The sequence below is a fragment of the Streptomyces sp. NPDC002784 genome (genome assembly GCF_053592135.1).
This window is the reverse complement of record NZ_JBSFVD010000015.1, coordinates 177,320-194,342: the sequence shown is the minus strand read 5'-3', so window position 1 is coordinate 194,342 and position 17,023 is coordinate 177,320. Positions and strand designations below refer to the sequence as shown.

The following is a 17,023-nucleotide window of genomic DNA, read 5'->3' as shown; positions in this document are numbered from 1 at the left end:
ACGCCAGTATCAAGCACGGCTCAGTCACTACAAGCGCCGTGGACACAGCCCTTGAAAACTGCCCAGCACTCAGAACAAGCACCGTTGCAGTACTAGGCCCTCACGTTCGGATCATCCCGGCGTCGCGGGTTCCTGGACCTCGCTGTTCGCCGAGGCCGCCGTGGACTGCGGGTCCACGGCGGCCTTCGTGCGCTCCCGGGCCGTGAGCGCCAGGTACAGCGCGCCTCCCACCGCGCCCGACAGCAGGAAGCTGCAGTCCACCCCGCCGGTCAGCGCGAGCAGCGGGCCCTCGTACGACGGCAGCGCCACCGCCAGCACGCCGACCGTCGCCCCGAGCGCCCAGGACACCGTCGCCGGGATGTTCCAGCCGCCGGTGAACCAGTAGATCCCGCCCCGGGCGCGCCGGTTGAAGACCTGGAGGGCCTCCGCGTCGTACACCCCCCGGCAGCGCGCGAAGCCGATCAGGGTGATGACCGCCCACGGTGTGCCGATCGCCGTCAGCAGCAGGACGAAGGAGGTCATCGCGTCCTGGGCGGTGGAGGCGTAGTGGCCGGCGAAGACACAGACCGTGGCGAGAACCGCGACCGTGTAGGTGGCGGTCGCCCGGGAGGCGCGCGGCAGGATGGCGTCCAGGTCGAGGCCCATGGAGTAGAGCATCAGACCCGCGTTGCCGACCGAGCCCGCGGAGGCGGCGAGCAGCAGCGGGACCAGGTACCAGGTGGGTGCCGCGTCGACGAGGGGACCGGCGTAGTCGAGGGCCGCGCCGGCCGCGTACGCCGTGAAAGTGCCGAAGAGCTGCGGGACGAGCAGGCCGAGGGCGAGGCCGAGCCAGGTGGCGTGCAGGACCTTGCGGGAGGAGTGGCGGGCCGGGGAGATGTAGCGGGTGTAGTCGCCGAGCAGGGTGATGAAGGCGATGGGGCCCGACAGGCCCGCGGCCACCGCGGCCAGCAGCCACGTCGGCCAGAACCCGCCCAGCAGATAGCCGCCGGCCTCGGGGAGCGCGGCGGTGCTGAAGCCGGGGGCGTAGGCGAGGACGCCGAGCAGCAGCAGGGCCGTCATGCCGACCGCGAGGACACGGGACAGGGCCAGCAGCACGCGGTAGCCGTAGACCGCGCCGGTGACCGTCGCCGCGGCGAGCAGGCCGTAGACCAGGCCGTAGGAGAGGTCGCTTGCGGGGACGCCGAACAGGCGGGTCAGGACGCCGAGCATCACGTCGCCGCCGATCCACACGGTCAGCGCGGTGTAGCCGAGGGCGAGCAGCAGCCCGACCACCGAGCCGACCAGCCGGCCGCGCACCCCGAACTGGGCCCCGGAGGAGGTGGACAGGTTCGTCGCCGTGCGCAGGGAGATCAGGGCGAGCGGCGCGGTCAGGGCGACGCCGACCGCCGTGCCCACCAGGATCGAGCTGACCGACGCCCACCAGCCGAGGCCGAAGGACGGCGGCAGCCACCCGAAGATGATCACGCCGAGGCAGAGATTCGACCCCACCAGGATCGAGACGAGGTCACGGGGTCCGCTGGTGCGTTCCTCGTCGGGGATGGTGTCGACTCCGCGCCGTTCCATCGGCATGGCTGGTCTCCCTTGATCGGCCGCCTGAGAAGTTAGAGCGACGTTCAATGTGACGTTTCCGGAGCTGGCACGTCAATGTTTCCCTCGTGCGAATCTGATGTTTAGAGTGTTGTTCTAACGACTGGAAGGCAAGGAGGTGCCCGCGTCATGAGACTGACTCCCACGGAACGTGACCGGCTGCTGCTCTTCGGAGCCGCCGAGCTGGCCCGTGCCCGCCGGGCCCGCGGTCTGCGGCTGAACGTGCCGGAGGCCACCGCCCTGATCGCGGACACCGTCTGTGAGGCGGCCCGGGACGGCCGGCGGCTGGCGGAGGCCGTCGAGGCCGCCCGCTCGGTGCTCGGTCCGGACGATGTGCTGCCCGGGGTCGCGGACGTGGTCACCGAGGTGCACGTGGAGGCCGTCTTCGACGACGGCTCCCGGCTCGCGGTCGTCTCCGACCCGATCGGCGCCGGGCTCGGCGCCGAGGCGCCGGGCGCGCTGCTGCCCGGCCCCGAGCACCCCGAGCCCGAGGCCGCCGTGCGTCTTCCGGTCACCAACACGGCCGCCGTACCGGTCTCCGTCACCTCCCACTTCCACTTCTTCGAGGCGAACCCGCGCCTGGACTTCGACCGCGAGCGGGCCTACGGCATGCGGCTCGCGGTCCCCGCCGGGTCCTCCGTGCGCTTCGGACCGGGCGAGAGCGCCGAGGTCGGCCTGGTGCCGATCGGCGGCGCCCGGATCGCGATCGGCTTCGCCGGGCTCGTCGACGGGCCGCTGGACGCGCCGGGAGCCAGGGAAGAGGCCCTGCGCAGGGCCGCCGCCTGCGGATATCTGGGCGTCCCCGGAGCGGAGGCCGCCCGATGAGCCGCCCCGGAGGCCACCCCGCCGAGGCCCGCCGCCTCACGCCGTACGAGTACGCCGCCACCCACGGCCCCCGCGCGGGCGACCGGATCCGCCTCGGCGACTCCGGCCTGACCGTCGAGGTCGAGTCCGACTCCCAGCGCCACGGCGACGAGTTCCTGGCCGGGTTCGGCAAGACCGCCCGTGACGGGATCCATCTCAAGGCCGCCGCCGTCCGGGAGACCTGTGACGTCGTCATCAGCAATGTCGTGGTGATCGACGCCGTCCAGGGCATCCGGAAGGTCTCCATCGGCATCCGCGAGGGCCGGATCAGCTCGATCGGGCGGGCCGGGAACCCGGACACGCTCGACGGGGTCGACGTCGTGGTCGGCACCGGTACGTCGATCGTGTCCGGCGAGGGGCTGATCGCCACCGCCGGTGCCGTCGACACCCATGTCCATCTGCTGTCGCCGCGCATCATGGAGGCATCCCTGGCCTCCGGCGTCACCACGGTCATCGGGCAGGAGTTCGGGCCCGTGTGGGGCGTCGGCGTGAACTCGCCGTGGGCGCTGAAGCACGCCTTCGGCGCCTTCGACGCCTGGCCGGTCAACATCGGCTTCCTCGGGCGGGGTTCGTCCTCCGACGGCGCGCCGCTGGTGGAGGCGCTCGCCGAGGGCGGCGCGTCCGGCTTCAAGGTGCACGAGGACATGGGCGCGCATACCCGGGCGCTGGACACCGCGCTGCGGGTCGCCGAGGAGCACGACGTCCAGGTCGCCCTGCACAGCGACGGCCTGAACGAGTGCCTGTCGGTCGAGGACACCCTGCGGGTGCTGGAGGGCCGCACCATCCACGCCTTCCACATCGAGGGCTGCGGCGGCGGACACGTGCCCAACGTGCTGAAGATGGCGGGCATTCCGAACGTCATCGGCTCCTCGACCAACCCCACGCTGCCCTTCGGGCGGGACGCGGTCGCCGAGCACTACGGCATGATCGTCTCCGTCCACGATCTGAAGACGGACCTGCCCGGCGACGCCGCCATGGCCCGCGACCGCATCCGCGCCGGGACCATGGGCGCCGAGGACGTGCTGCACGACCTGGGCGCGATAGGCATCACCTCCTCCGACGCGCAGGGCATGGGCCGCGCCGGCGAGACCGTCCGCCGTACGTTCGCCATGGCCGGGAAGATGAAGGCCGAGCTGGGCGACCCGGGCGTCGGCCACGACAACGAGCGCGTCCTGCGCTACATGGCCAAGCTGACCATCAACCCGGCCATCGCCCACGGACTCGCGCACGAGGTCGGCTCGCTCGAGGTCGGCAAGCTCGCCGACATCGTGCTCTGGCGCCCCGAGTACTTCGGCGCCAAACCGCAGCTGGTGCTGAAGTCCGGCTTCCCCGCCTACGGGGTGACCGGCGACCCCAACGCGGCCACCGACACCTGCGAACCCCTCGTCCTGGGCCCGCAGTTCGGCGCGCACGGCGCCACCCCCGCCGAGATCTCCGTCGCGTTCGTCGCCCAGGCCGCCCTCGACCAGGGCCACGACACCATGCCCACCCGGCGCCGCCGGGTCGCCGTACGCGGCACCCGCGGCATCGGACCGGCCGACCTGCGCCTGAACTCCCGTACCGGAGCCGTCGACGTCGACCAGCGCACCGGGCTCGTCACCCTCGACGGAGAGCCCCTGCGCTCCGAGCCGGCCGACTCGGTCTCCCTGAACCGCCTCTACTTCCTCTAGGACCTGAGATGACCTTCCGCATGCCCCCCGAGTGGGCTCCGCACGAGCGCACCTGGATGGCCTGGCCCGGCCCCAACCCCACCTTCACCACCGAGGAGGAGCTGGCCGAGGCCCGCGCCGCCTGGGCGTCCGTGGCCCGCGCGGTACGCCGCTTCGAGCCGGTGACCGTGGTGCACGGACCGGGACAGGGCGACTCGGCGCGCGAACTGCTCGGCCCGGACATCGAGTTGGCCGAGCGGGAGCTCGACGACGCGTGGATGCGCGACATCGGCCCCACCTTCGTCAAGGACGAGGAGGGCCGACTGGCCGCCGTGGACTGGGTGTTCAACGGCTGGGGCGGCCAGGACTGGGCCCGCTGGGAGCACGACTCCAAGATCGCCCGGCATGTGGCGGATCTGGCGGGGGTTCCCGTCCTGCCCTCGACGCTGGTCAACGAGGGCGGCGCGATCCACGTCGACGGCGAGGGCACGGTCCTGCTGACCGACACCGTCCAGCTCGGCGCGGGCCGCAACCCCGACTGGACCCGGGAGCGGGTCGAGGCGGAGATCCACGCCAAGCTCGGCACCACCAAGGCGATCTGGCTCCCGCACGGCCTGGCCGGCGACTACGGCATGTACGGCACCCAGGGCCACGTCGACATCGTCGCGGCGTTCGCCCGGCCCGGCACCGTCGTCGTGCACAGCCAGCAGAACCCGGACCACCCGGACCACGCCCGGTCCCGGCAGTACCTGGAGATCCTGCGCGGCCGGACCGACGCGAAGGGCCGCCGCCTGGAGGTCGTGGAGATCCCCGCGCCCACCGTCCTCAAGGACGAGGAGGGCGACTGGGTCGACTACTCCTACATCAACCACTACCTCTGCAACGGCGGAGTCGTCCTGTGCGCCTTCGACGACCCCCGCGACGAGATCGCGGCCGGGATCTTCCGGCGGCTGTTCCCCGAGCGGACGGTGACGCTGGTGGACGCCCGTACCATTTTCGCGGGCGGTGGAGGCATCCACTGCATCACCCAGCAGCAGCCGAAGATCTAGGAGCCGTCGGATGGCCGGTGCGCGCAAGCACGCGCCGCCGCGGGAGGACGTCCTTGCCGCCGCCATGGAGATGATCGCCGAGCGCGGTCTGGAGAAGCTCACCATGGCGGCGCTCGGCCGTGCGGTCGGCATGAGCAGTGGCCATCTCCTCTACTACTTCGGCTCCAAGGACGAACTGCTGCTGCAGACCCTGGAGTGGAGCGAGGGCCGGCTCGGCGCCGAGCGCGGCCGGCTGCTGACCGGGACCGGCCCGGTCCGCGAACGGCTCGATGCGTACGTCGACCTGTACGTCCCGGACGGCCATCGCGACCCGCACTGGACGCTGTGGCTGGAGGTCTGGAACCGCTCGCAGAACGCCGACGACACCGCCCGGGACCGGCAGGCCGCGATCGAGGGCGCCTGGCACCGCGACCTGGTCGCCCTGCTGGCCGAGGGGGTCTCCCGGAAAGAGTTCCGCCCGGTCGACCCGGACCGTTTCGCGGCCCGCCTCAGGGCCCTCCTCGACGGCTTCTCCATCCATGTGGCGATCGGGCTGCGCGGCACCGACCGGGCGCAAGTTCTCGGCCACGTGCAGGAGTTCCTCCGCGAGGGCCTCCTCGCGGACGTTTGACGGTACGCCCGGGTTGTACTCAATTCGACGGATTGACGCGGTGACGCTGGGTGCGTTTGTCTCGACGGAAGCCCTGGCACAGGGCCGGGGGAAGCATCACGGGGGAAACGTGCTCAGAACCATGCGTGGGGTGTCCGTCGCCGTGCTCGCGGGGACGATGGTCGCACTGTCGGCGACATCGGCGGCGCCGGCGCCGAAGCCAGGGCCCGAGCGGATCACGCTGACGGCGACGGGGGAACAGATCGGGACGGGGTCGGGCGGCGCGGCGCTCACCGCGGACGGGCGCCATGCCGCGTTCGTCTCGGCGGATCCGGACGTGGTGCCGGGGGACACCAACGGCCACAGCGATGTGTTCGTCCGCGATCTGCGCCGCGGCACCGTGGAGCGGGTCAACGTCACCTCGGACGGGAGCCAGGCGGAGGGGGGCTCGGGCAGCCACCGGGCGGAGATCAGCGCCGACGGCCGGTACGTCGCCTTCATGTCCTCGGCGAAGAACCTCGCCGAGTGGCCCTCCGGACCGCCCGCCGGCCATGTGGCGGACGTCTACGTCCACGACCGCCGCACCGGCCGCACGGAACGGGTCAGCGTCGGCGCCGACGGCGGCTCCGCCTGGGCGTTCGACACCTTCGACATGTCGGCCGACGGCCGGTACGTCGCCTTCGGCGCCTCGGCGCAGCGGATGGAGGGGGCCGCGAGCGACCAGACCCTCGCCTACGTCGTCGACCGCCGCACCGGCACCGCCCAGCGGGTCAGCGACCGCGTCCCGGCGGACTGGTACGTCCCGAGCGTCACCCTGAGCGCCGACGGCGGCCACCTGGCCTACGTGCAGCGGCACCCGCGCGGCGGGCGGCACGAGCTGTGGCACGTCGACCTGGGCACCGGGGAGCAGAAGCTGGTGAACGCGGTCGCGGGCGAGCCCACCGACGGCAGTCCGGCGGGCGTGACGCTCTCGGCGGACGGCCGGTTCGTCTCGTACACCTCCTTCGACGAGAGCGTGGTCCCCGAGGCGCCGGAGTACACCTGGGAGCTCTATCTGTACGACAGCCGCACGGAGGCGACCCGGTGGATCACCCACGACGGCGCGGGCGGGCTCGGCGCCGGTCTGCTCAGCCCCGACGGCAGCCGACTCGCCTACACCACCGAGACCCGGTCGGGCGACGAGGTCGTCGCGGAGAACGTCCATGTCCGGGATCTGCGGACCGGCCGTACCCAGCTCGTCACCCGCACCCCGGCGGGCGGACCGCAGACCGAGGGGTACGCGGCACCCAGCGGGTTCGCCCGGGACGGGCGGCTGCTGTCCGTCTACTCCGCCTCGCCCGAACTCGTCCCCGGCGACACCAACATGGCGGGCGACGGCTTCCTCTTCCGGCTGCGGTGACCAGCCGGAGGTTCGCATCCTGAGACGGCGGTGAGCGCGGGGGCGGTCTGTGCCAGACTGCCCCCGTGCTCTCGTTCGCCACGATTATTGGCAGCAGGCGCGCCGGTCCGCAGTGACCGCCACGTACCACCAAGTACGGGCGGACACCGTCGTCCTCGACCCGCGCGCAGACCTCTCGCACCCGCGAGGGGTTTTTCGCATTTCTGGCCCACCTGCAGCCGGGACCGCAGCGCGAGGGATCATGGGAGGACGGTGGAGCCGGTCATTCCGGTAAAGACCGAGATCCATACCTCAGGAGCCTTCAGACCATGACGGAAACCAGCGAGCTCGACGACTCGTTCCACGTCTTCGACACCACCCTGCGCGACGGCGCCCAGCGCGAGGGGATCAACCTCACCGTCGCGGACAAGCTGGCCATCGCACGGCACCTGGACGACTTCGGCGTGGGCTTCATCGAGGGCGGCTGGCCCGGCGCGAACCCGCGGGACACCGAGTTCTTCGCCCGCGCCCAGCAGGAGATCGACTTCCGGCACGCGCAGCTGGTCGCCTTCGGCGCCACCCGCCGGGCAGGCGCCAAGGCGGCGGACGACCCGCAGGTCAGGGCGCTGCTGGAGTCGGGCGCCCCGGTCATCACGCTGGTCGCCAAGTCCCATGACCGGCATGTGGAACTCGCGCTGCGCACCACCCTGGACGAGAACCTGGAGATGGTCCGGGACACGGTGTCGTTCCTGACGGAACAGGGCCGCCGGGTCTTCGTCGACTGCGAGCACTTCTTCGACGGCTACCGCGCCAACCCCGAGTACGCCAAGGCCGTCGTCCGTACGGCCTCGGAAGCGGGCGCCGACGTCGTGATCCTCTGCGACACCAACGGCGGCATGCTCCCGGCGCAGGTGCAGGCGGTCGTCTCGACGGTGCTGGCCGACACCGGCGCCCGGCTCGGCATCCACGCCCAGGACGACACCGGCTGCGCGGTCGCCAACACCCTCGCCGCGGTGGACGCGGGCGCGACGCACGTCCAGTGCACGGCGAACGGCTACGGCGAACGCGTCGGCAACGCCAACCTGTTCCCGGTCGTGGCCGCGCTGGAGCTGAAGTACGGCAAGAAGGTCCTCCCCGACGGGCACCTGCGGGAGATGACCCGGATCTCCCACGCCATCGCCGAGGTCGTGAACCTCACCCCCTCCACCCACCAGCCCTACGTCGGCGTCTCGGCCTTCGCCCACAAGGCGGGCCTGCACGCCTCCGCGATCAAGGTCGACCCGGACCTGTACCAGCACATCGACCCCGAGCAGGTCGGCAACACCATGCGGATGCTGGTCTCCGACATGGCGGGCCGCGCCTCCATCGAGCTGAAGGGCAAGGAGCTCGGCGTCGATCTCGGCGGCGACCGTGAGCTGGTCGGCCGGGTGGTCGAGCGGGTGAAGGAGCGCGAGCTCAAGGGCTACACCTACGAGGCGGCGGACGCGTCCTTCGAACTCCTGCTGCGCGCAGAGGTCGAGGGCAAGCCCCTGAAGTACTTCGGCGTCGAGTCCTGGCGGGCGATCGTGGAGGACCGCCCCGACGGCAGCCACGCCAACGAGGCCACCGTGAAGCTCTTCGCCAAGGGCGAGCGCATCGTCGCCACGGCGGAGGGCAACGGCCCGGTCAACGCCCTGGACCGCGCCCTGCGCGTCGCCCTGGAGAAGATCTACCCCCAGCTCGCCAAGCTGGACCTGGTCGACTACAAGGTCCGCATCCTGGAGGGCGTGCACGGCACCCAGTCCACCACCCGCGTCCTGATCTCCACCTCCGACGGCACGGGCGAGTGGTCCACGGTAGGCGTGGCGGAGAACGTCATCGCGGCGTCCTGGCAGGCACTGGAGGACGCGTACACCTACGGATTGCTGCGGGCGGGAGTGTCGCCGGCGCAGTAGGCAGGTCTCCAGGGCCGGGGGGTGCCGCTGGAACTCCTTACACGCGCCTGTCGCGCCGCGCGAGGGCGAGGAAGTCGGCCCAAGTGCCCGGAGCCACGGTGAGGGTGGGGCCGGTGTTCTTGGAGTCACGGATGTGGATGACGGAGGCCTGGGCGGCGACTTCGATGCAGTTGCCGCCCTCGCTGCTGCTGTAGCTGGACTTGATCCACTGAAGTGCGGTGCTCATCGGTCTCCTAGCAATCCGTGCACGAGGCGCGCGCTCTCCTCTGGTGAGAGGGCCTGTGACCGCAGCATTCCATACTTCAGCTGATAGTCGCTGACCTCGTCGGGATCCTCGACGAGGAAGCTGGCGCTCTGCACTTCCAGGTAGGCCAGAGGCTCGTGCTCCGGCGTCTCCAGCAGCACCAGGGGCCCGCCCAGGCCCGCGTGTGGTGTCGCGGACGTAGGCATGATCTGAAAACTCATGTGGATGGGTTCGGTGAGCTCCAGGATCTGGCGGAACTGCTCCCGCATCACGTCCGGTCCGCCGACAGGGCGCTGGAGGATGCTCTCCTCCAGGATGAAGTGGCATACGGGAGGCCGCTCCCGTTGCAGTACCAACTGCCGCTCCATGCGGGCGCTCACCCACTGCTCAGCCGTCTCGTTGCCGATGGCCGGGTACCGGTAGTCGAATACGGCACGGCAGTAGTCCTGTGTCTGGAGCAGTCCCGGAATCGCCAGACTCTCGTACGACAGGACGCTCACCGCCTCCTGCTCATGATCCACCAACGACTGCGCGAACTGCACCACCTTCTCCCGCACCGGCATCTCATCCACGAGCACCGCCAACGCGCCACCCGTGCCCAGCAGTTCATCGAGCTGCACCGCCCGGTCCGGCTGGAGCGCCATCCGCCCCTGCTCGATCGACCCCACCGTGTCCACGCTCACGCTCGCCCGCTCGGCAAGCTGCTCCTGGGTGAGCCGCGCCTTCTTCCGGTAGTGGGCGACCACCGCGCCCACCGCTCGCCAACTTCCCACCCTCTTGGGCTTCTTCGTGGTCTTCATGGCTGAGCCCTTTCCCCCACGCACGCACCGAGTCCTCGTAGTGAGGTCGTAGAAAACAGCGCTACGACCTCACTCCCTGCTCTACGGTAATCACTACCTGTGACAGTCGCCCCATGAGCGCCCAACCCCACCCCCTCCAGGCCCGCACCGCCTTCTACCTCCGTGACCGCAGATCCGTCCGCCAGGCCCGCCGGTTCACCCGCGAGGTCCTCGCCGACTGGATGGTCACCGAACGTGTCGACGACGTGCTGCTCTGCGTGAGCGAACTCGCCACCAACGCGCTGCTGTACGGCGTCCCGCCCGGCCGGGGTTACCTGCTCCGCCTCACCCTCGCGCCGGGCTCGGTGCTGCGGGCCGAAGTCCACGACAGCGGTCCCGGCGAGATGTGCGGACCGGAGGCGGCGCCGGACGCGGAGCAGGGGCGAGGGCTGCTGCTCGTGACGGCGCTTGCCGACAAGTGGGGCGTGTGGCAACGCGATCCGGGCAAGGTCGTGTGGTGCGAGTTCGGCTCCGACCGGCCCGCCCACGACCGGTCGGCGAGCAAAGGCATCCGCTTCCGGCGCGACGGCCGCGACGACGGCCAGAGGATCGCCTCGGAGTACCGCACGGGCCGGTTCGCCATGGACGGCGTCGAGTCGTACGGCCGGGCGGACCAGAGGCGAGGCTGATCGTCCGGCGGAAGGCGGTCACGCCCGGCCGCCAAGCCCTCCGCCGGGCGGCCTGAGCCGGCGGGCGGCACCGGGCCCGGCGGGATTGCCTCCCCCGGGCCCGGTACGTTTGCCCGTTTCGTCGGGTAGCGTCGAGGTATGAGGACTCCGTTGCTCCGGGGCCTTGTCCGGTGGGCCCTCGTCCCGGTCGCCGCCACGCTGGCGGTGCTGACGACCGGCGCGCCCGGCGCGTTCGCCGCGGATCCGTCGACGGTCGCCGAGGCCCTGCGCGAAGACCCCGTCTACGTGGACCCCGCCGCCTCCGACCAGCTCTCGTCCGCGGACGCCGAGGCGCTCGCCGACAAGATCAGGGACGCCGACAAACCCGTCTTCGTCGCCGTCCTTCCGGCCGACCAGCCCGAGAGGGACCTCTTCCTGAACCTGCGTACCGAGACCGGGATCACCGGCCTGTACGCGGTGCGCAGCGGTGACCGCTTCGGTGCCCGGGCCGACTCCTCGGTGCTGAGCCAGCAGGGCGTGAACAACCTGGTGACGTCCGTACGGGGCACCGACGACGTCAAGGCCCAGCTGAACGACTTCGTGGACGCCGCGCTGAACAACGTGGGCGGCTCCGCACCCTCCTCCTGGGGTTCCACGACCGACACCGGTGTGCCGGTCGCCGGTCTGGTCACCACCGGAGTGGTCCTGGCGGCGGGCGGCGCGGGCGCCTACACGCTGGTCCGGCGCCGGCGCCTCGCGCACGAGCGGGAACAGCGGGCCGCGCTGGAGAAGCTGCGGGTGGTGGTCGACGAGGACATCACCGCGTTCGGCGAGGAACTGGACCGCCTGGACTTCCACCCCGGCGAGCCCGGCGCCGACGACGCGATGCGCACCGACTACGAACACGCCCTGGACTCCTACGAACAGGCCAAGCGGCTGATGGCCGCGGCGACCAGGCCGGAGGAGGTCAAGGGCGTCACCCAGGCCCTGGAGGACGGCCGCCACGCGCTGGCCGTGCTCGCCGCCCGCCGCGAGGGCCGCCCGCTGCCCGACCGCCGGCCGCCCTGCTTCTTCGACCCCCGGCACGGCCCCTCGGTCGCCGACGTGACCTGGACACCGTCCGGCGGCGCCACCCGCGAGGTCCCGGTCTGCGCGGCCGACGAGGCCCGCCTCGCCGACGGACAGGACCCGATGATCCGCGAGGTCGTCACCGACACCGGCGCCCGCCGCCCCTACTGGGACGCCGGACCCGCCTACGGCCCCTATGCCGGCGGCTACTTCGGCGGCGGCCTCCTCCCGGGCCTGCTCATCGGCACGATGCTCGGCGGCATGATGGCGAGCCCCGCCTACGCCGCCGACTACGGGGCCGGTTACGGCGACTTCGGCGGCGGCTATGAGGGCGGTGACGTCTCGGGCGCCGACTTCGCCTCGGACGACTTCACGGGCGGCTTCGGCGGCGGGGACTTCGGGGGCGGCGGGGACTTCGGCGGCGGCGGGTTCTGACGGAGATGGGGCGCGTACGGGTTCGTACGCGCCCCTCGTGCGTCAGGACTCAGAGCCCGGCCGCCGCCGAGGCGATGGCGGAGGCGAAGGTGGAGACCTCGGTGTAGACACCGGGGGCGTTGGGGCGGGCGCAGCCGATGCCCCAGCTGACGATGCCGACCTGGATCCACTGGTTCGCCGCGTCCTGGCGGAACATGGGGCCACCGGAGTCGCCCTGGCAGGTGTCGACGCCGCCCGCGGTGTAGCCCGCGCAGATCTCCTCGCTCGCGATGAGACCGCCGTAGCCGCTGTACGAGCGGCAGGTCGCGTCACTCACGAACGGCACCGACGCCTTGAGCAGGTAGCGCTGCTGGGAGCCGCCCTCGGTGGCCGCGCCCCAGCCGGCCACGGTGAAGGTGCCGGTGTTGTACTGCGTGGTCGTGGCGATCTTCAGCGTGGGCAGGTTGATCGGCTGGGCGAGCTTGATGAGCGCCCAGTCCTTGCCGTCGCCGTTGTAGCCGGGGGCGCGGTAGACGTAGGTGGAGCGCACCTGGATCCGGCTGCTGGACTGCAGGTCCACGATACCGGCGGTGGCGGTGATGCTGGTGTTGGCGCCGGTACGGCCCACGCAGTGCGCGGCGGTGAGCACGATCTGCTGGGTATAGAGGGCGCCGCCGCAGCCCATCGAGAGCCGCACCATGAACGGGAACTCGCCCTGCGCGGCGCGGGTTCCGCCGACGACGGGGGCGGGGGCCGCCTGCGCGGCGGAGACGGGCTGGAGGCTGACGACGGCGAGCGCGGCCGTGGCCGCGACGGCGCATCTCTTGAGCGCCTTGAGGAGAGACTTCAACGGGGTGCCTTCCGTGGGGTTCGGTGGAGGCGTGCCGCGCCCGCAAGATTGTCGCGGACACGTCAAACTGTGCTCGGATTATGAGAACGCCGTCGCGCGAGCACAAGAGGGGATATCCGGCCACCTGCCATCGAGGACAGGAGCGGACTCGTCTAGGACAGAAACCGGCCTATTCCCCGCCTACGGTTTCCCCATGACCGAGATCGCAGGCCCCCTCTTCTTCGCCTCCGTCGACGCCCTCGACACCTGGCTCGCCGAGCACCCCGCCCCGCACCCGGGGCTGTGGGTCAAGGTGGCCAAGAAGGGGTCGGGCATCGCGTCCGCGGACTTCGCCGACGTCAACGACGTGGCCCTGTGCCATGGCTGGATCACCGGGCAGCGCAGGTCGCTGGACGAGTCGTACTTCCTGCAGAAGATCACTCCGCGCCGGCCCGGCAGCCTCTGGTCGATGGTCAACGTGCGGCGGATCGCGGAGCTGAGCGCCGCCGGGCGGATGCGGCCCGCCGGGATCGCGGAGGTCGAGGCGGCCCGGGCCGACGGGCGGTGGGCGGCGGCGTACGAATCGCAGCGCAACGCCACCGTGCCGGAGGATCTGACGGCGGAACTGGAGCGGAGTCCCCGGGCCCGGGAGGTCTTCGAGAAGCTGGGCAGGAGCGATCGCTACCAGGTGGTCCTCGGCCTGCTGCAGGCCCGTACGCCCGAGACCCGGGCGGGCCGGCTGGCCGCGGCGATCGCGAAGCTGGAGGGGCGGTAGGCAGCCGAGCGCCCGCCCTCCCGATGGGGGAGTCGGAGGGCGGGCGCGCTCAGGGGGTGCGGCTGATCGGTGGCCGGGTCACGCGTTGCGGATCGCCGAGATGTCGAAGTTCAGCTTGATCCTGTCGGAGACCAGCACGCCACCCGTCTCCAGGGCCGCGTTCCAGGTCAGGCCGTACTCGGAGCGCAGGATCTCGGCCTTGCCCTCGAACCCGACGCGCTCGTTGCCGAACGGGTCCTTCGCGGCGCCGTTGAACTCCAGGTCGATGGTGAGCGGCCGGGTGGTGCCGAGGATCGTCAGGTCGCCGGTGATGCGGTAGTCGTCGCCGCCCAGGGCCTCCGCCTTGGTGGAGCGGAAGGTCATGGCCGGGAACTCGTCCGTGCGGAAGAAGTCCGCGCTCTTGAGGTGGCCGTCCCGGTCCGCGGAACCGGTGTCGATGCTGTCCATCCTCACGTCCAGGGAAGCGGTGGACCGCGCCGGGTCGGAGCCGTCGAGGTGCAGCGAGCCGGTGAAGTCCAGGAACTTGCCCTTCACGTTCGTGACCATGGCGTGCCGGGCCACGAAACCGAGCGTGGAGTGCGCGGCGTCGATGCTGTAGTCGCCGGTCAGGGCGGCCGGCTCCGGGGTGACGGCGGCGGGGGACTCGACGGTGTTCTTGCGGCCGAAGATGCTCATGACGTTCTCCTTGGGGACGGTCGTGCCGGTATCGGTCGTGCCGGTTAAGTTGAATGTTCAACCAGCTCCAACAGGGACGACGGTAGACCTATTCCGTTAAGATTTCAACTATCTCCCGCGGGGTGGTTCCCTGGAGGGCATGCGCTTCACTCGCCGGGTCCTTCTCCTCGCCGCCGGGCTGACCCTCACGGCGGCGACCCCGCAGGGGATCACCGATCCGTACGCCGCCCTCCGGCGCCGATGGCTCGATCTCGCCCTCGGGTCCGGATACGACCCCACGGCGGAGCCGTACGCCTCCCGCCTCGCCGAGACCGGTGTCCTCGCGCGCGGCTTCCAGGCGTCCATGGCGCCCACCGCCGGATCCCTGTGGCCCGGCACCCCCTACGACCCGCCCTCCGGCATCACCCGCAGCTACGGCCGGCTGTGGACCATGACCCAGGCCCACGTCCAGCCCGGCACCGGATCGACCGGTGACCCGAGCCTGCTCGCGGACGTCCTGCGCGGGCTCGACCACCTGTCCGCCACCGTCTACCACCCCTCCACCACCCCGTACGGCAACTGGTGGGAGTGGCAGATCGGCAGCCCGAGGCTGCTGATGGACATCGCGGTCGCGCTCCACGACCGGCTCGGCGACGCCCGGCGAGCCGCCGCCTGCGCCGCCGTCGACCACTTCGTCCCCGACTCCGCGCTCACCGACTACTCCGGCACCTCCACCGGCGCCAACCGGGTCGACCTGTGCCGTTCCGTCGCCCTGCGCGGGATCCTGGGCCGGGAACCCGCCAGGATCGCCCTCGCCCGGGACGCGCTCTCGCCGGTCTTCCCGTACGTCACCCGGGGGGACGGGCTGTACGCGGACGGATCGTTCGTGCAGCACACCCGGGTCCCCTACTCCGGCACCTACGGGCAGGTCCTGCTCGACGGGCTCGGACGGCTCTTCGTGCTGCTCGCCGGGTCCGAGTGGGAGGTGACCGATCCCCGCCGGCGGACCGTCCTCGACAGCGTCGAGCGGGCCTGGGCCCCGCTCGTCCACGACGGGCTGATCATGGACAGCGTCAACGGCCGGGCCATCAGCCGCGGTTGCCTCAAGGGCGACGACCGGCAGGTCATGCGCAGCGACCATGTCCACGGGCACGCCGTCATCGCCGCCGTCGCCCTGCTCGCGGGCGGGGCGAGCGAGGCGGAGCGGGAGCGCTGGCACGGCCGTATCAAGGGCTGGATCGAGCGGGACACCGTCGCCCCGGTCCTGACGGGACGGCAGTTCGGGGTCGCCGACCTCGCGCGGCTGCACGCCGTCGCCGCCTCCTCCGCGCCGGCCACGCCCGAACCCACCGGCCACCACATCTTCGCCGCCATGGACCGGGCCGTGCACCGCCGCCCCGGCTTCGTCGCGAACATCGCGATGGCCAGCGACCGCATCGCCCACTACGAGTGCGGCAACGGCGAGAACCCGCGCGGCTGGCACACCGGCGCCGGGATGCTGTCCTGGTGGGCGGCGGGGCTCGGGGACCAGTACACCGACTGGTACTGGCCCACCGTCGACTGGTACCGCCTCCCGGGCACGACCGTCTCGACGCGGCGGCTTCCCGACCGGGCCGGCGGCGAGTGGGGCGAGCCCCGGCCCGACGCGCGCTGGGTGGGCGGTGTGACCGACGGCGAGTACGCGGCGGTCGGGCAGCACCTGAAGGGGCTCGGCTCGACGCTCCAGGCCCGTAAGTCGTGGTTCTGCGTCGCGGACGCGGTGATCTGCCTGGGCGCCGGGATCACCTGCGCCGACGGCGTCCCCGTCGAGACGGTGGTCGACAACCGGAACCTGGGGGAGAGCGGCGAGCGGACCTTCGTGCGGGGTGACGGCTGGGCCCATCTGGACGGGCACGGCGGATGGCTGGTTCCCGAAGGGGAGCTGCGGACCCTGCGCGAGGACCGCACGGGAGCCTGGGCCGACATCAACACCTCCGGTACGGCCGAGCGGCGCACCCGCCGCTGGCAGACGCTCTGGCTGGACCACGGCACGGACCCCACGGACGCCTCCTACCGGTATGTCCTGATGCCCGGCGCCTCCCGCGGCGCGGTCGCCGCCCGGGCCGCCGACCGGGACTGGCTGTCGGTCCTCGCCAACGACGCCGGACGGCAGGCGGTCCACGTCCCCTCCCTCGGCCTGACCGCGGCGAACTTCTGGCAGGCGGGCACCGCGGGCCCGCTCACCTCCTCGTCGGGGGCGAGCGTCCTGGTCCGCACCCGCGGCCGTACCGCCCGCCTCTCGGTGAGCGAGCCGCCCCGCACCGGCGCACCCGTGGAGATCGTCTGGGACCGTCCGGTGCGCTCGGTGATCCGGGCCGACGACAGCGTCGAGGTGCTCGCCACAGGCCGCCGACTGCGCCTCCGTGTCACTCCGGGGATGGCATGTGCGAGCCATGAATGTGAGGTGACTCTCAGCTGACGGCTTTGTGTGACCTCTACAAGCCGAACGCCCCCTGAGCAGTCAGAACGGCTGCACACCGCCACGGTTCTGTTCAGGGGTACC

General features: G+C 71.7%; 14 protein-coding genes and 1 pseudogene. 10 read left to right on the top strand and 5 right to left on the bottom strand.

The window, feature by feature from the left end; translation table 11 throughout:
* Window positions 1–111: 111 nt before the first annotated feature.
* Window positions 112–1,569 carry a cytosine permease gene (locus tag ACWD1Z_RS24855; RefSeq protein WP_451121788.1) on the bottom strand — a complete coding sequence of 486 codons (1,458 nt, stop codon included), beginning with the start codon at window positions 1,567–1,569 and terminating at the stop codon, window positions 112–114.
* A gap of 147 nt (window positions 1,570–1,716) precedes the next feature.
* Between ACWD1Z_RS24855 and ureA the strand changes: the two genes are divergently transcribed.
* From ureA to cimA, 6 genes are all read left to right on the top strand, one after another.
* Window positions 1,717–2,412 carry an urease subunit gamma gene (gene ureA / locus ACWD1Z_RS24850; RefSeq protein WP_451121787.1) on the top strand — a complete coding sequence of 232 codons (696 nt, stop codon included), beginning with the start codon at window positions 1,717–1,719 and terminating at the stop codon, window positions 2,410–2,412.
* Window positions 2,409–4,121, top strand: coding sequence for an urease subunit alpha (locus ACWD1Z_RS24845; RefSeq protein WP_451121786.1), 1,713 nt, complete (start codon window positions 2,409–2,411; stop codon window positions 4,119–4,121). The genes ureA and ACWD1Z_RS24845 overlap by 4 nt, the downstream gene beginning before the upstream one ends.
* 8 nt (window positions 4,122–4,129) lie before the next feature.
* The gene (locus ACWD1Z_RS24840; RefSeq protein ID WP_451121785.1) at window positions 4,130–5,149 is read left to right on the top strand and encodes an agmatine deiminase family protein; all 1,020 of its coding nucleotides are present in this window, start codon (window positions 4,130–4,132) and stop codon (window positions 5,147–5,149) included.
* Between the two features lie 10 nt (window positions 5,150–5,159).
* Window positions 5,160–5,759, top strand: a complete 600-nt coding sequence (locus tag ACWD1Z_RS24835; RefSeq protein WP_451121784.1) for a TetR/AcrR family transcriptional regulator — start codon at window positions 5,160–5,162, stop codon at window positions 5,757–5,759.
* Between the two features lie 130 nt (window positions 5,760–5,889).
* The gene (locus ACWD1Z_RS24830) at window positions 5,890–7,137 is read left to right on the top strand and encodes a TolB family protein (protein ID WP_451121783.1); all 1,248 of its coding nucleotides are present in this window, start codon (window positions 5,890–5,892) and stop codon (window positions 7,135–7,137) included.
* A 308-nt stretch (window positions 7,138–7,445) separates the two neighbouring features.
* Complete coding sequence (gene cimA / locus ACWD1Z_RS24825; protein ID WP_451121782.1) at window positions 7,446–9,050, top strand: citramalate synthase; 1,605 nt, start codon at window positions 7,446–7,448, stop codon at window positions 9,048–9,050.
* Window positions 9,051–9,087: 37 nt separating this feature from the next.
* On the opposite strand, the gene ACWD1Z_RS24820 is transcribed toward cimA, so the two are convergent.
* Window positions 9,088–9,276, bottom strand: a complete 189-nt coding sequence (locus ACWD1Z_RS24820) for a DUF397 domain-containing protein (RefSeq protein WP_451121781.1) — start codon at window positions 9,274–9,276, stop codon at window positions 9,088–9,090.
* Window positions 9,273–10,094, bottom strand: coding sequence for a helix-turn-helix domain-containing protein (locus tag ACWD1Z_RS24815; RefSeq protein ID WP_451121780.1), 822 nt, complete (start codon window positions 10,092–10,094; stop codon window positions 9,273–9,275). Before ACWD1Z_RS24815 ends, ACWD1Z_RS24820 begins: the two co-directional genes overlap by 4 nt.
* Window positions 10,095–10,207: 113 nt before the next feature.
* Between ACWD1Z_RS24815 and ACWD1Z_RS24810 the strand changes: the two are divergent.
* Window positions 10,208–10,603 (top strand): annotated as a pseudogene (locus ACWD1Z_RS24810) (ATP-binding protein); the annotation flags it as partial.
* Between the two features lie 297 nt (window positions 10,604–10,900).
* Complete coding sequence (locus ACWD1Z_RS24805; RefSeq protein WP_451121779.1) at window positions 10,901–12,244, top strand: hypothetical protein; 1,344 nt, start codon at window positions 10,901–10,903, stop codon at window positions 12,242–12,244.
* A gap of 49 nt (window positions 12,245–12,293) precedes the next feature.
* On the opposite strand, the gene ACWD1Z_RS24800 is transcribed toward ACWD1Z_RS24805, so the two are convergent.
* Window positions 12,294–13,073, bottom strand: coding sequence for a serine protease (locus ACWD1Z_RS24800; protein ID WP_451121778.1), 780 nt, complete (start codon window positions 13,071–13,073; stop codon window positions 12,294–12,296).
* 193 nt (window positions 13,074–13,266) lie between these two features.
* Here ACWD1Z_RS24800 and ACWD1Z_RS24795 point away from each other — a divergent pair, with 193 nt between their 5' ends.
* Window positions 13,267–13,827, top strand: a complete 561-nt coding sequence (locus ACWD1Z_RS24795; RefSeq protein ID WP_451121777.1) for a YdeI/OmpD-associated family protein — start codon at window positions 13,267–13,269, stop codon at window positions 13,825–13,827.
* Between the two features lie 78 nt (window positions 13,828–13,905).
* On the opposite strand, the gene ACWD1Z_RS24790 is transcribed toward ACWD1Z_RS24795, so the two are convergent.
* Window positions 13,906–14,502 carry a YceI family protein gene (locus tag ACWD1Z_RS24790; protein WP_451121776.1) on the bottom strand — a complete coding sequence of 199 codons (597 nt, stop codon included), beginning with the start codon at window positions 14,500–14,502 and terminating at the stop codon, window positions 13,906–13,908.
* A gap of 139 nt (window positions 14,503–14,641) precedes the next feature.
* Between ACWD1Z_RS24790 and ACWD1Z_RS24785 the strand changes: the two genes are divergently transcribed.
* Window positions 14,642–16,939, top strand: coding sequence for a polysaccharide lyase 8 family protein (locus ACWD1Z_RS24785; RefSeq protein WP_451121775.1), 2,298 nt, complete (start codon window positions 14,642–14,644; stop codon window positions 16,937–16,939).
* The last annotated feature ends 84 nt before the right edge of the window (window positions 16,940–17,023 follow it).